The organism is Bradyrhizobium sp. U531, assembly GCF_051710265.1.
Classification (GTDB): Bacteria; Pseudomonadota; Alphaproteobacteria; order Rhizobiales; family Xanthobacteraceae; genus Bradyrhizobium.
This window is the reverse complement of the sequence record NZ_JASVEN010000003.1, coordinates 91,475-103,923: the sequence shown is the minus strand read 5'-3', so window position 1 is coordinate 103,923 and position 12,449 is coordinate 91,475. Positions and strand designations below refer to the sequence as shown.

At 65.4% G+C, this 12,449-nt stretch carries 16 protein-coding genes; 11 read left to right on the top strand and 5 right to left on the bottom strand.

The genetic code is table 11. From position 1 onward, the window contains the following. Positions 1-12 precede the first annotated feature (12 nt). From hemF to QRQ56_RS16675, 11 genes are all read left to right on the top strand, one after another. A complete protein-coding gene (hemF, locus tag QRQ56_RS16725) occupies positions 13-900 on the top strand; it encodes an oxygen-dependent coproporphyrinogen oxidase (RefSeq protein WP_438741629.1) in 888 nt (295 codons plus the stop codon). Then, positions 891-1,649, top strand: a complete 759-nt coding sequence (locus QRQ56_RS16720) for an HAD family hydrolase (RefSeq protein WP_438741628.1) — start codon at positions 891-893, stop codon at positions 1,647-1,649. Before hemF ends, QRQ56_RS16720 begins: the two co-directional genes overlap by 10 nt. A gap of 254 nt (positions 1,650-1,903) precedes the next feature. After that, the gene (locus QRQ56_RS16715) at positions 1,904-2,950 is read left to right on the top strand and encodes a hypothetical protein (RefSeq protein WP_438741627.1); all 1,047 of its coding nucleotides are present in this window, start codon (positions 1,904-1,906) and stop codon (positions 2,948-2,950) included. A gap of 142 nt (positions 2,951-3,092) precedes the next feature. Continuing rightward, positions 3,093-3,623 (top strand): GNAT family N-acetyltransferase, encoded by a 531-nt coding sequence (locus QRQ56_RS16710; RefSeq protein ID WP_438741626.1) that lies wholly within the window; start codon positions 3,093-3,095, stop codon positions 3,621-3,623. Positions 3,624-3,630: 7 nt separating this feature from the next. Continuing rightward, positions 3,631-3,987: a GNAT family N-acetyltransferase gene (locus tag QRQ56_RS16705; RefSeq protein WP_438741625.1), complete on the top strand. Its 357-nt coding sequence runs from the start codon at positions 3,631-3,633 to the stop codon at positions 3,985-3,987. A gap of 205 nt (positions 3,988-4,192) precedes the next feature. Continuing rightward, positions 4,193-4,396, top strand: a complete 204-nt coding sequence (locus tag QRQ56_RS16700; RefSeq protein WP_438741624.1) for a YodC family protein — start codon at positions 4,193-4,195, stop codon at positions 4,394-4,396. A gap of 200 nt (positions 4,397-4,596) precedes the next feature. After that, the gene (locus QRQ56_RS16695) at positions 4,597-5,133 is read left to right on the top strand and encodes a hypothetical protein (RefSeq protein ID WP_438741623.1); all 537 of its coding nucleotides are present in this window, start codon (positions 4,597-4,599) and stop codon (positions 5,131-5,133) included. Between the two features lie 123 nt (positions 5,134-5,256). Further along, positions 5,257-6,348: a tetratricopeptide repeat protein gene (locus QRQ56_RS16690; RefSeq protein ID WP_438741621.1), complete on the top strand. Its 1,092-nt coding sequence runs from the start codon at positions 5,257-5,259 to the stop codon at positions 6,346-6,348. A gap of 105 nt (positions 6,349-6,453) precedes the next feature. Next, positions 6,454-6,873, top strand: coding sequence for a hypothetical protein (locus QRQ56_RS16685; RefSeq protein ID WP_438741620.1), 420 nt, complete (start codon positions 6,454-6,456; stop codon positions 6,871-6,873). A gap of 82 nt (positions 6,874-6,955) precedes the next feature. Further along, on the top strand, positions 6,956-8,056 hold the full coding sequence (locus QRQ56_RS16680; protein ID WP_438741619.1) for a tetratricopeptide repeat-containing protein: 1,101 nt from the start codon (positions 6,956-6,958) through the stop codon (positions 8,054-8,056). A 30-nt stretch (positions 8,057-8,086) separates the two neighbouring features. Then, positions 8,087-8,812, top strand: a complete 726-nt coding sequence (locus tag QRQ56_RS16675) for a hypothetical protein (protein WP_438741618.1) — start codon at positions 8,087-8,089, stop codon at positions 8,810-8,812. A gap of 31 nt (positions 8,813-8,843) precedes the next feature. Here QRQ56_RS16675 and QRQ56_RS16670 read toward each other — a convergent pair whose 3' ends face one another. From QRQ56_RS16670 to QRQ56_RS16650, 5 genes are read right to left on the bottom strand one after another with little or no spacing between them, the layout of a single operon-like run. Next, positions 8,844-9,614, bottom strand: coding sequence for a sulfite exporter TauE/SafE family protein (locus tag QRQ56_RS16670; RefSeq protein ID WP_438741617.1), 771 nt, complete (start codon positions 9,612-9,614; stop codon positions 8,844-8,846). Further along, positions 9,611-10,867, bottom strand: a complete 1,257-nt coding sequence (locus QRQ56_RS16665) for a CCA tRNA nucleotidyltransferase (protein ID WP_438741616.1) — start codon at positions 10,865-10,867, stop codon at positions 9,611-9,613. The genes QRQ56_RS16670 and QRQ56_RS16665 overlap by 4 nt, the downstream gene beginning before the upstream one ends. Positions 10,868-10,877: 10 nt before the next feature. Beyond that, positions 10,878-11,141 carry a DUF6111 family protein gene (locus QRQ56_RS16660; protein WP_438741615.1) on the bottom strand — a complete coding sequence of 88 codons (264 nt, stop codon included), beginning with the start codon at positions 11,139-11,141 and terminating at the stop codon, positions 10,878-10,880. Next, positions 11,138-11,821, bottom strand: a complete 684-nt coding sequence (locus QRQ56_RS16655; protein WP_438741614.1) for a CoA pyrophosphatase — start codon at positions 11,819-11,821, stop codon at positions 11,138-11,140. The genes QRQ56_RS16660 and QRQ56_RS16655 overlap by 4 nt, the downstream gene beginning before the upstream one ends. After that, a complete protein-coding gene (locus tag QRQ56_RS16650) occupies positions 11,818-12,441 on the bottom strand; it encodes a DUF1285 domain-containing protein (protein ID WP_438741613.1) in 624 nt (207 codons plus the stop codon). The genes QRQ56_RS16655 and QRQ56_RS16650 overlap by 4 nt, the downstream gene beginning before the upstream one ends. Positions 12,442-12,449: the final 8 nt, after the last annotated feature.

Genomic DNA, 12,449 nt, shown 5'->3' with positions numbered 1-12,449 from the left:
CCGGGAATGCAGATGGACATCTCGACGATCGAAGACCGCAAGGCCCGCGCCCGCAGCTGGTTCGAAGCCTTGCGCGACGACATCTGCGCAAGCTTCGAGCGGCTCGAGGACGACGCCCCCCAAGACCTCTATCCGGGCGAGGCCGGCCGCTTCAAGCGCACGCCCTGGCAGCGCACCGACCATACCGGCGCGCCCGGCGGCGGCGGCGTGATGTCGATGATGTCGGGCCGGCTGTTCGAGAAGGTCGGCGTGCATTGCTCGACCGTGCATGGCGAGTTCGCCCCCGAGTTCCGGGCTCAGATTCCCGGCGCCGCAGACGATCCGAAATTCTGGGCCTCCGGCATCTCGCTGATCGCCCATATGCGCAATCCGAACGTGCCCGCCGTGCACATGAACACGCGCTTCGTCGTCACCACGAAGGCCTGGTTCGGCGGCGGCGCCGACCTCACACCGGTGCTCGACCGCCGGCGCACGCAGGACGATGCCGACACGCTCGCTTTCCATGCCGCGATGAAGGACGCCTGCACGCAGCCGAGCGGCGTTGCCGACTACGACAAGTACAAGAAATGGTGCGACGAGTATTTCTACCTGCCGCACCGCAAGGAGGCGCGCGGCATCGGCGGCATCTTCTACGACTGGCACGACAGCGGCGACTGGGATGCCGACCTCGCCTTCACCAAGGACGTCGGCCGCGCCTTCCTGAAGATCTACCCCGAGATCGTCCGGCAAAATTTCGCCAACGCCTGGACCGCCGCCGACCGCGAAGAGCAATTGATCCGGCGCGGCCGCTATGTCGAGTTCAACCTGCTCTATGATCGCGGCACCATCTTCGGACTCAAGACCGGCGGCAATGTCGACTCGATCCTGTCCTCGATGCCGCCCGAGGTGAAATGGCCGTGACGACGATGAAGCCCGCCCAAAAGCCCCTCCCCCGCGCCATGCTGATCGACATGGACGACACGATCCTGTCGGCCTATGGCCGGCCCGAGATCGCCTGGAACACGATCACGAAGGAATTTGCCGACGAGCTTGCGCCGCTTCCGCCCGAGCTGGTCGCAACGACGGTCCTCGCCTTCGCGCGAAACTTCTGGGCGAATGCGGAAGCTGCATGGCGGATGCGGCTCGCCGAGGCGCGGCACCTCACGGTCAAGGGCGGCTTTGCCGCGCTTGCGGCGGCCGGCCATCGCGCGCTGCCCGACGACCTCGCCGTCCGCCTCGCCGACCGCTTCACGGCCTATCGCGAGGAGGAGATGTTCGTCTTCCCGGGCGCACATGACGCGATCGACCACTTCAAGGCGCTCGGCATCAAGCTCGCGCTCGTCACCAACGGCGCCTCCGACATGCAGCGCGCCAAGGTCGAGCGCTTCGAGCTGGCGCATCGCTTCGATCACATCCAGATCGAGGGCGAGCACGGCTTCGGCAAGCCCGAGGAGCGCGCCTATCTGCATGCGATGGAGGCGCTCGGCGTCACGGCTGCGGACACCTGGATGATCGGCGACAATCTGGAATGGGAAGTCGTGACGCCGCAGCGGCTCGGCATCTACGCGATCTGGATCGACGTGCACGGCGATGGCCTGCCCCAAGGCTCGACCGTCAGGCCCGACCGCATCATCCGCTCGCTCACCGAGCTGGTGCCGGACAGGTCCTGAGCAGGCCTTCAAGCAAAATATCGAAAAACAACCCCATGCACAGTAGACGGCCCTTGCAAGATCAAGGGCTTACGGATTTCACGAAACGGCGCTCGACCCGTCGGGCAAAACAGGGGTGTGGTGCGATCCCCTCCACGGGCCCAACGCAAATCCCCCCGGCCCGCCTGCCTCGTTGGACGTGAAATGCTTCACAAGCCGCGATCCCGGATTGCGGTAGCCTGTCCGCCATGGGGCGTGGTGAGTTGGAGGCGATCATGGAGCAGGACCTTCCGAAGCAAACGGCACGCACGCAACCGACGATCGAGGCGCCCGGCGTATGGCAGAAGATCCAGTTCTGGGACAGCCGCCTGTCGGTCACCAAGGGACTGACGGCCGTCACGCTCTTGACCGGATTGGTCGGCGGTTACTTCCAGTACATGAGTTCCTACGACCAGAAGATGGGTGACCAGGCCAAGTCCGACATGGACATGGCGACGCGAACCTTCCTGGAGATTTCGGACGCCTTCGCCGAGGTGCAGACGCAGCAGGAGACCATGCTGCCCGAACAGTTCGGCTCGCTGAAGGCGCAGGTCAATCCGGCCTTCATCCCGGTGGACACCAAGGCGATCGAGACATTCCCGGACTATTGGAAGGCCCGCACGGCCCTGCGGCGGAACGGCACCATCTTCGCGCGCAAGGCGGAGATCTACATCGACTGGCCCAGCGATCTCGGGCGCGATGCGGCCTCGGAGCACACGCTCGACCAGGACCCGCTGACGGCGACGCTGCTCACGAAGTACAATTTCGATTGCGATGCCGAAGCCAATCTCCCGCAGTTCAAGGGCGCCATCTACAACGGAGGCGAGGCGAAGCGCCCCAGCGAGGAACTCTGCAATGATCCGACCGCCAATGGGCTGAAATCCTATGTGGATCTCTGTGCCCGGCGCGCCGACGGCGAGATCGATCCGTTGCAGAAGGTCGTGACCATCAACTGGTGGAGCGCCAAGCACCACGTCCTGGTGATGCACCACTGCTTCGAGGTGCTGCGGGGCCAGGTGAACCCGCTGCAAGCCCAGGCGATGAGTGGCGATGATCGCAAGCTCGACGGCATGACGCCGCGCGACAGCAACGAGCGCAGGTTGCAGCTTCAGGCCCGCCGGCTCGACGCGTTCATGACGTTGACCATGTCGCAGCTGGACCGGATCAGGGTGCGATACCGCCCGACCGCGTTCGTCTGCCATGTCCCGCTGGTTCGTGGCGCCGTCGGCTATTTCAGCAATCAGTGCCTGCCGAACCAGCCGATCGTGCGTGAGCGCAGCTAGAACGGTATCACGGGTTCGCACCATCGCCCCGCCTCGAGGCGCCCGCGTTTGCGGGCTCTCGGGACAAGAGCGACATGTGCGGCCTCCAGCGCACCAAATTCTTTCACCGGCTGGTGTAACGTCCCCGCGACCTCGCACGTAGATGACCCTGCGAGCGCCTTCAGCGCTCGCAGAAGATTCTGAGAAGGCGCAAGGGAGATACGGCATCGTGAGTGGAGCATTGAGCATCCGAAAGGCCCAGGCGAGCGACTATGCCGCAGTGCGCAGCCTCGCGGACGCATTGGCGGCCCATATCGAAGAACCGCCACCACCCCTGACGCTCGACCGCTATGTCGCGTTCTATGTCCGCGAGCATGCGCCAGTGCACCTTTTCGTCGCGCTGCTCGAAGATCGCGTCGTCGGCATGATTGCGTGGATCCTGACGCACGAGCTCTACAGCGCTCAGGCCGGCATGTATATCAGCGACATTGCGGTTGATGCCGACGCGCGCCGGAAGGGCGTCGGCAGTGCGCTGATGACGAAAGCAAAGGAATGGGCCCTCGATCACGACGTGTCCAAGCTAGGCTGGGACGTGTGGAAGCACAACGCCTCCGCTATGCAATTTTACCAGCGCCTGGGCGCAGCGCCCGACACCGAGGCTGTGCCGCATCTTCTGCGGCTGAAGACCAGCTAGCTCTGTCATGACCGACTGGCGGCTGCGGGCGTCGCGGCCTGACGATATCGAAGCAATGTACGAGGTGTGGCACGCGGCCGTGCTGGCCACGCACGATTTCCTGAGCGCATCCGATTTCGCGGACATCTGCCTGCAGGTCCGAAGAGACTATCTTCGAAACCGCGATTTCATCGTGGCGGTCGACGATGGCGATCGGGTCGTCGGATTCATGCGGGTGGACGGCACGGAGATCGACTCGCTTTACATTGCCCCCGCCTTTCATCGTCAGGGATTGGGACGGGGTTTCGTGGACGAGGCGGCCTCCGGGATCGAGACCCTGGAGGTCGAAGTCAACGCGCAGAACACCCATGCTGTCGCGTTCTAAGGCGCCGTGGGCTTTCGCGTGATCGCATCGATGCAGGCCGATCGTGAGGGGCGACCTTATCCGCTGCTGCGCATGCGGCGGGAGATGCCTCGCGATCTCTCCTGATCTGCCCCAACCGCAGAATTCCTCGCGCGGCCAGCGTGATCAGGGTGTCATGACCGCTTGCTAGGGTCTCGTCCGTGTCGAACACGCGAAAGGATGATCCATGGACTTGAAAGCCGGCGATGTCGTGATGCTGAAATCTGGCGGCCAACCGCTGACGGTTGCCGAGGTGAAGCAGGACGAGGTGCTCTGCGTCTGGATGGGCATGGAAGGCGATCTATTCCGCGAGACGCTGCCACTGGCCGTGCTGGTCCAGGTGGAAGCGGACGAGGAAGAAGATGACGAAGACGATGAGGACCAAGAATAGGCACGCCTGAGGCTGCATCCCGCCTGGGACGATGCGCCCCGGCTGCGTCGCGGAGCCGGGCCGGCAAGAGCAGCGCAACAGGGTCACGCCATCGCGGTGCGCGGCGAACGATAAGCAAGAACATCTGCCGGGAGACCAACCAGAGATCTTTGGGACCGCATGCGCTCGCGTTTGGAGGCCGTCAGGAGTAGAATCGGGCTTTGGAACGCGATCTGACAGCATTCGAACCCAAGGATTTTGCGCGTGCGCCATTTGCTCTATTTCTCGTTGTGATTTCGTCTCCTGCGTTCGCACAAGCGGGTCACGCGGGGAGCTGGAAGCTCGAGTTTGACTCGCGCGAACTGCCGTCCATGAGCTATTCGGAGGACGGCAAGGTCGTCTTCCTGATCGGCTGTGGCCGGGCATTCGGCCTGCACGCCAGATATCCCGGCACGCCCCGCAAATCCGGAAAGGCCTCGATCTCGATCGGGAGCGCCCGGTCCCGCATGAAGCTGATCGGGGAGTTCGAGGAGGCGGATGGCGATGACCAGACCACCTTCGTGCAATGGGACCTCGGCTTTTCCCGGCGCGATCCCGGGCTGTTCGGCAAGCGCTGGGACCGGATCCAGTCGCGCCTGCTGTCTCTGATCGAAAAGGCGGACCCGCTGGTGATTTCGGCGGCCGGCAGCGAGTACAGGCTGCCTCGCGTGGACGCCCCCAACTGGCGCTCCGCCATCGAAAAGTGCGGCGGCAAGTAGGCCCGCAGGCCCTATCGCCAGGCGACACGGCAAATCCTGTCGATCGGAAATCCGGCAGAGACTTCCAGAACGGCATCGCCACCCCCTAATATTCCGGTCCGACCAGGGAGCAGCATTGCCGCCATGTCAGAGATCGACCAGAAGCTCGCCGCCATTGCCCGCCTGGAAGCGGCGCTTGGGCCGCACGACCTGAAGGTCGCGGACGCCCTGGAGGAGCTCGCGCTCTGGTACGCCGATAACCGGATCTATTCGGGGGCGGTCCCCTATTTCCGTCGCAGCCTGGAGATCCGGGAAGCGAAGCTGGGTTCCGACATCAGGGTTGCCGACGCGCTCGACCGCTGGGCGGAACGCGCCGAACGCAAGGACAAACCCGAGGCGACCGAACTGTTCGAGCAAGGCCTGGCGATCCGGCAAAGCGTACTGGGCCCGGCAAGCCCGGATCTCCTGCCCGCGCTCGACGCACTTGCGGAGCACTATCTGCGCAAGTTTCGCGTTGCGGATGCCGCGTCGTGCCGGACCAGGGCTCTGGCGATCGCCGAGAAGGTCCATGGGCCTGCCTCCAGGGAGATCGCGACGCGGCTGCTCTATATCGGCGAGCATCATCTTGCGGAGAAGGATCTGGCCGCAGCCGAGCCGCTGTTTCGCAGAGCCCTGGAGATCCGTGCCGAACTCGCCGCGCCCGACGATACGCTGGTCGCAAAGATGCTGGACGGATTGATCCGCACCTTGGCTGCGATGCGGCAGCCCGACGAGATCGCGGCACTGTTGCAGCGCAGCCTGAGGGTCAAGGCGACGTTGTTTGCGGAAAGCCCAACGGCGCTGATCAAGGCCTTCATGGCGACGGCCGAGGCGGTCGCAACCTATGGCCATGTCGAGCACCTGACGTCCCTGTTGCCTGAAGGGCCTGCCACGATATGGCCTGACAAGATCAGGCTGCTGCTTCACCTCGGACGCCAGTTGATCAGGAAAGGGCACAGCGCGGAGGCCGACGACGTCGTCGGGCGCGCAGTCGATGTGCTGGACAAGATCCTCGCCCTTCCCCGCGAGGATCGCCGCGCCGTGCTGCACGAGCTGTTGGCCGTGGACCACGACCTCGTCGAGCAGCTCAGCAGAAGGCCCGATCCGACGGATGAGCGGCTGGCGGGAGCCCTCGGCTGGCTGGCCGCGAACCCCGAGGGGATCTCCGGGCACCGGCCGCCGAACATTCTGGAGTGAGCGCGTGCGAAACGACGTTGGTGGCCCCGCCGACGTTACCAATTGATCGAAAAACAAGACCCGATGGATATTATCCGGCCGACGCCGCAAATTGGATCAAGATCCGTGCTTTTCCGCTTCGCCATTGCCGCTGCAATCCTTCTCGCTCTCTCCGCGGCCCCGGGACCCGCCACGGCCGCTCGTGCCGCCAAGCCGAAATTGGATCCGATCACCGATCTCATGCGCATCCACGGGCAGCCCGATTCCGTCGACATGGTTGGCCGGCACAACCGCGCTTACCATTGGCGGTTGACGACGGACGTCGGCTTCGAGGACGACAAGCCGGCGAGGCGCGAGAGCTTCACCTGCAACGTCACGGCACTGGTCTCACCGAGCGGGCGTATCCTGCGAATAGCCGCTGAACCGGTCGACCCCGGTGCGGCCGCGATCGCTTCGGTAGGACGGTTCGGCCCACTGTGCGAGAAGAGGTTCGGCATGAGGCCGCACACTGCGCGCGGCACGACACCGCGTGCCAAGGCGCGATGATGGGTCGAGCCCGCCACGTCGATGGTCGCGAGACCGAAGTATGCCGCGCCACTTTGCGGGCGCCCCGGAGGCCCGTCGTCTGATGTTCGAAGACCACCTTGCCCATATTGCCCGGCTGGAGGCCAAGTTCGGCGCCGAGAGCGACGAGGTGGCGACCGCACTCAACACCCTGGCTTTCCTGATCTGCCAGTCGGGCGATCCCGCGGACGCGCTGCCTTATTTCGATCGCAGCATCACGATCCGCGAAGCGCTGCACGGTCCGGAATCGCTTCTGCCCCAGCTCAACCAATGGATCGATCAGAGCGGTCCGGTCCAATTCCGGCATCTGGAGCCGTTCCTGCTCGGACGCCTCGAAATCATGACCACCGCTTGGGGCGAGATCGACCCGAGAATTGCCGAGGAATGCGATCGCATCGCGTCCCGTTATCTGTATCGGCACGAGCCCAAGCAGGCCAGGCCGTTCCTCGAGCAGAGCCTTGCCATCGTGACGGAGTTGCACGGTGCCGACAGCGAGGAGGTCGGCAAGGCGCTCGAGCGATTGGTCGAGGCCTGCCTTCGTGCCGGCGATCAAAAGCTGGCGGCCCGTCATCGCGAGCGCCGCATCGCCGTGGCTGAACGTGCGCACGGTGCTGATAGCGCGGAGGTTGCGGCGACGCTGGTGTCCCTTGCGCTTGCTGCGATCACCGCAAGCAAGCAGGCGCCGCGGGAGCTTGTCCAGCAGGCAATACGCCGCGAAGCCGAGGAGCTGTGCGACCGGGCCTTGTCGATCGAGCAGGCCGTGTTTGGACCGGACAGCCTGCAGGTCCAGAAGACGCTGGAGGCCGTCTCGCGCGCCTTGCTCGACTGTCGGGACTTTCACAAGGCCGAGCGCCTGCTTCGGCGCCTGCTCGACATCTGCGAGCGCGCTCACGGCAACGACGCCGCGGCGCTCCTGTGGATTCTGGCAAACCTGGCGCAGATCTATGCGTACGACCGATCGCAGCTCGCCGAGCCGACGCTCGAGCGATGCTTTGCCATCCTTCGTCGCTTCCTCGACGTCAGGCGGCCGACGATGACGACCCGCATCACGGATTTGAAGGACGGCGAGACGCTCTACAGCAGCAACTCGTCAGGCCTGCTGGAGATGCTGGTCCGGATATCGGAAAGGGTCGACTACAATTCCAGAAAGCGATGGGGCGGCTAAGCGCTCCGGACAAGGCAAGACAGCCATCCCATGACGGACTACGACAGAGAAAAGCTGCGTTGCTATTGCTGCGGCCAGAGCTCCGAGCAAACGATCCTGATGAGCACGAATTCCTTTGGCTCGCCGGACCTCGACCAGCGACCGGCGGGCATGGCACGCGCGACGGCCGGGAGCTGGCTGCTGGAATGTCCGTTTTGCGGGTATGTCGCCGAGAGCATCGACCGCGGCAGCGCGAGGGCGCGTGCCTTCCTCGAGACCGCCGAATTCCGCGCCGCGTCGCTGGAGCCTTTGCCCGATCCTGCGGCGCGCCGCTTCCTGGTGCGGGCCGCGCAGGACGCCTATGAGGGCGACCGCACGGCGGCGTTCAGACACACCCTGTCGGCGGCCTGGATCGCTGACGACAGAAAGCAGGCCTCGCAGGCGACAGCGTTCCGTCTCAGGGCCGCCGAGCATCTCGGCGACCGCCCGATCCGCTCGATCGACGTCAGGCTGGAGCTGCTCGACGTGCTGCGGCGCGCGGCGAGCTGGGAGCGCGCGGCTACATTGGCCGAAGAACTGACTGCCGAAGGGCTCGAACACCCCTTCGCTCCGATCGTGGCGTTTCATCGCCGCAAGATCGCGGAGAAGGACAGTAGCCGCTACACCATCCAGCAAGCGCTCAGGAGGGAGCGGGGCAACGACGAAGCTACCGCCGAGATGCTGAAGCTGTTGACGCATCACCTGCAGAAGAGACGTACGCCCGATCGACCGATGTGAGGGAGGTCAGTCGCAATCGTGCGATGGCCATCTACGCGACGAGGTGCTTCGCGGCGGCCGAGATCATCACCAGCCCGCCCGTGATGACGGCCACGTCGAGGATCGCGGTGTGGATGTGCAGCGGCATCCGCTCCACAAAGGCTTTGGCCAGGAATGCACCAGGGATCGCGATCGCGCCGATCAGGAGCGCGAAGGCGAGCACCTGCGCGGTGACGGCGCCGGCGAGGCCGAACACCGATATCTTGATGAGGCCGGTGCCGAGCGAGATCATCGCGTCGGTCGCGATCACCGCTGCGCCTTCGAGGCCGGCCGCCATCAGCAGCGACAGCAGGATCACGCCGGAGCCGGAGGTGCCGCCGACCAGCACGCCGTAGCCCACCGAGCCCGCGGCAAGGCCGCCGTCCCCGATCTTCACCTGCCGGCGGCGGAGCACGCGGCGCAACGGCACGCTCAGCATCAGCATGGTGCCGATCACGAGCGCCGCGCCGGCATTGGTGAGACGCGTGTAGCCGTAGGCCCCGAGCGCCGTCGTCAGCGCGGCGCAGGCGAGCACGATCAAGGCGCGGCGACGATCGACGTAACGCAGATAGGCGATCGCGCGGCTGCAATTGGTGAAGATCGCGGAGATCGCGATGATCGGCACCACGGGCTCGGCGCCGACCAGCGGCACCAGCACCAGCGGCATCAGCGCGCCGGTGCCATAGCCAGCAAGACCACCGATGATCGAAGCAAACAACGCCATCAACGCGACCAGCAGAAGCTGAAAGATCGAGATGTCGGCGAAGGCTGAGACGATGGTCACGTTCTCTCGTCGCGGCTGACGCGGGCCGCAGCTTGATCGGCGATGGAAGCGAGCGCGGCTTCATCTAGTGGAAAATCCGCCGCAAGCCAAGCGTCCTCGGCGAGCGCCAGCACATGTCCGAGCGCAGGTCCTTCGGCCAGACCGCGCGCGATGAAGTCGGCGGCCTTCACCGGAAATTTCGGCGCAGTCCAGCGCTGCGGCAGCTCGGCGAGCACGCGCCAGTGCTCTGACGTGACGTCGCCGCCGTTCCTGGCCCAGCCGAGCAACACGCGATCGTGATAGCGTTCGGCGCCGAGCCGGTAGAGCAGCCGCCGTGCGTCGGCCTCGTCCTTGGTGGCGAGGCGCCACCAGCGATGCCCCATCGAATCCAGCGCCTTGGTCTCGGCATTGGAGAGCCGCAGGCGCGCGGCGACGCGCTTGGCATCCTCGGTCACGGCGACGGTCAGCGCGGCCAGGCGCCGCGTGCTGCTGGCGGCGAGGCCGAGCTCGCGCTCGATCGCGATCATCGCCGCCAGCGGCCCGGTGTAGACGACGCCGCCGACCAGCGCCTGCAGCAGGCCGCCCTCGGCCATGGCCAGCGCGGCCGCGGATGCGCCCGATGTCACCAGCAGCTTCAGCATCTCCATCCGCACCCGCTCGGCGGACAGGCTGGCAAGACCGGCGCGTCCGCGGATGCAGGCGAGCGTGCCGTCGCGATCTGGCTCACCAACACCGAAGGCGGCGTGGATGCGGAAGAAGCGCAGGATGCGCAAATAGTCCTCGGCGATGCGCTGGTCGGGATCGCCGATGAAGCGCACGCGGCGCGCCTTCGCATCGGCAATGCCGCCGACATGGTCGTAGACGACGCCCCTCGCGTCCACCGACAAGCCGTTCATGGTGAAGTCGCGCCGCTCGGCGTCCTTCACCCAGTCGCGGCCGAACGCGACCTTAGCCTTGCGGCCGAAGGTTTCGGTGTCCTCGCGCAGCGTCGTGACTTCATAGGGGTGGCTGTCGATCACCAGCGTGATGGTGCCGTGGTCGATGCCGGTCGGCACGCTCCTGATGCCGGCCGCCTTGGCGCGGCGGATCACTTCCTCGGGGCGCGCCGTGGTCGCGATATCGATGTCGCCGGGCACGAGGCCGAGCAGCGCGTTGCGCACCGCGCCGCCGACCACCCGCGCTTCCTCGCCGTCGGCGTTGAGCAGCGCCAGGACGCGCGCGGTGCCGCCTGCGGTCAGCCAGGGCGCATCGGCGAGTATCGGCTCCGCGCTCATCCTGCCGTCCCTATTTTTCCACGCCAGGCACCAGCCTGCCATTCTCGATATGGGCGGGAATGTAGGTCGAATCCGGGGCGGCGCCGGAGAAATGCGCAAAGCCGATCAGCCCCGCAATGACGAGCACGAGCGCCGCCAAAGCGAGGCGCGCGACGACCGTGACCGGCCAGGACGATCGCGCGAACAGGCCGGACCGCGTCGCGGCCAGGAACAGCGCATAGACGGCAAAGGGAATGAGGAAGATTCCGATCTCGGTCAGAACCGGCCGGATCATGATGAATAGATCCGCTCATACAGCACACGCAGCATTCCCGCCGTCGCACCCCAGATGTAACGTTCCGCGAACGGCATGGCGTAGTAGAACCGCTCCATGCCGCGGAATTCCTTGCTGTGCACCTGGTGGTTCACCGGGTTCATCAGGAAGGAGAGCGGCACCTCGAAGGCGTCGTCAACCTCGGAATGGTTGATGGTGAGGGAAAAGCCCGGCCGCACCCTGGCGACCGTCGGCAGGATGCGGAAGCCGAAGGCGGTGCCGTAGAGATCGAGATAGCCGAGCGGCTCGACGAAATCCCTGGACAGCCCGACCTCCTCCTCGGCCTCGCGCAGCGCGGCGTCCAGCGGCGAGGAATCAGTCGCGTCGATCTTGCCGCCGGGAAAGGCGATCTGGCCGGCATGGTCGTTGAGATGCGCCGAGCGCTGCGTCAGCAGGATGGTCGGCTCGGGATGGTCGACCACGGCGATCAGGACCGCCGCGGGGCGCACCGGCTGCTCGCGCGCGACGATCTCCAGCATCTTGTCGGTGCCGGGATCGCCCGAGGCGGGAATGATGTTGGGATCGTAGAGGGCGGCCGGCACGTCGAAGCCAAGCGTCGCCTTCGAGCGGGCGAAGAAATCCGCCGCGCCCATGGTGGCGGGATCGCGCGTAGCCTCGCTTCTGGGGATAGGCTTGTTCAAAGCGCGGCCCTCACCTGCTCCGCATCGGCCATGGCGAAGAATTCGCCCGACGATTCGACGCCGAACATCGGCTGGCCATCGACCATCCGCTCCTCGCCCATGTCAACCAGATCGTAATAGAGCGCCCTCGTGACCTTGGCCCAGAGATCGGCGCGGACGTGCAGATACGGCGTCAGCCCGCCGTCCGCCGCCTGCTCGAACCGCAGCCGGTGCGCGCCGTCGCAGGTCACCCAATCGTCGACATTGGTGCGGAAGTGCAGCACGCGATGCTTCTCCACGCCGTCCTTCTGCATCTCGACCGCCATGAAGGGCGCGTCATCAACGCGGATGCCGACCTTCTCCACCGGCGTGACCAGGAAATGCTTGTCACCCTCGCGCTTCAGGACGGTGGAGAACAGCCGGACCAGCGCGGGGCGCCCGATTGGCGTCCCCAAGTAGAACCAAGTACCATCGGAGGCGATTCGGATGTCGAGATCGCCGCAAAACGGCGGATTCCACAGGTGCACCGGCGGCAGGCCCTTCTTGCCGTCTTCGGTGTTGGCTGCATTCGTTGCAGCATTTTTGGCAGCTTCCGTCAGCCCTTCGAGACCACGATCGGCGCTCTGCCCTTGGTTCGCCATGGTTTACC

Excerpts from the sequence above, each read along its gene's own strand:
- QRQ56_RS16700 (WP_438741624.1), top strand. The coding sequence starts at position 4,193 with ATGGACTTGAAAGCCGGCGATGTCGTGATGCTGAAATCTGGCGGCCAA.
- QRQ56_RS16720 (WP_438741628.1), top strand. The coding sequence starts at position 891 with ATGGCCGTGACGACGATGAAGCCCGCCCAAAAGCCCCTCCCCCGCGCC.
- QRQ56_RS16705 (WP_438741625.1), top strand. The coding sequence starts at position 3,631 with ATGACCGACTGGCGGCTGCGGGCGTCGCGGCCTGACGATATCGAAGCA.
- QRQ56_RS16650 (WP_438741613.1), bottom strand. The coding sequence starts at position 12,441 with ATGGCGAACCAAGGGCAGAGCGCCGATCGTGGTCTCGAAGGGCTGACG.
- QRQ56_RS16660 (WP_438741615.1), bottom strand. The coding sequence starts at position 11,141 with ATGATCCGGCCGGTTCTGACCGAGATCGGAATCTTCCTCATTCCCTTT.
- QRQ56_RS16675 (WP_438741618.1), top strand. The coding sequence starts at position 8,087 with ATGACGGACTACGACAGAGAAAAGCTGCGTTGCTATTGCTGCGGCCAG.
- QRQ56_RS16665 (WP_438741616.1), bottom strand. The coding sequence starts at position 10,867 with ATGAGCGCGGAGCCGATACTCGCCGATGCGCCCTGGCTGACCGCAGGC.
- QRQ56_RS16710 (WP_438741626.1), top strand. The coding sequence starts at position 3,093 with ATGACCCTGCGAGCGCCTTCAGCGCTCGCAGAAGATTCTGAGAAGGCG.
- hemF (WP_438741629.1), top strand. The coding sequence starts at position 13 with ATGGACATCTCGACGATCGAAGACCGCAAGGCCCGCGCCCGCAGCTGG.
- QRQ56_RS16680 (WP_438741619.1), top strand. The coding sequence starts at position 6,956 with ATGTTCGAAGACCACCTTGCCCATATTGCCCGGCTGGAGGCCAAGTTC.
- QRQ56_RS16715 (WP_438741627.1), top strand. The coding sequence starts at position 1,904 with ATGGAGCAGGACCTTCCGAAGCAAACGGCACGCACGCAACCGACGATC.
- QRQ56_RS16690 (WP_438741621.1), top strand. The coding sequence starts at position 5,257 with ATGTCAGAGATCGACCAGAAGCTCGCCGCCATTGCCCGCCTGGAAGCG.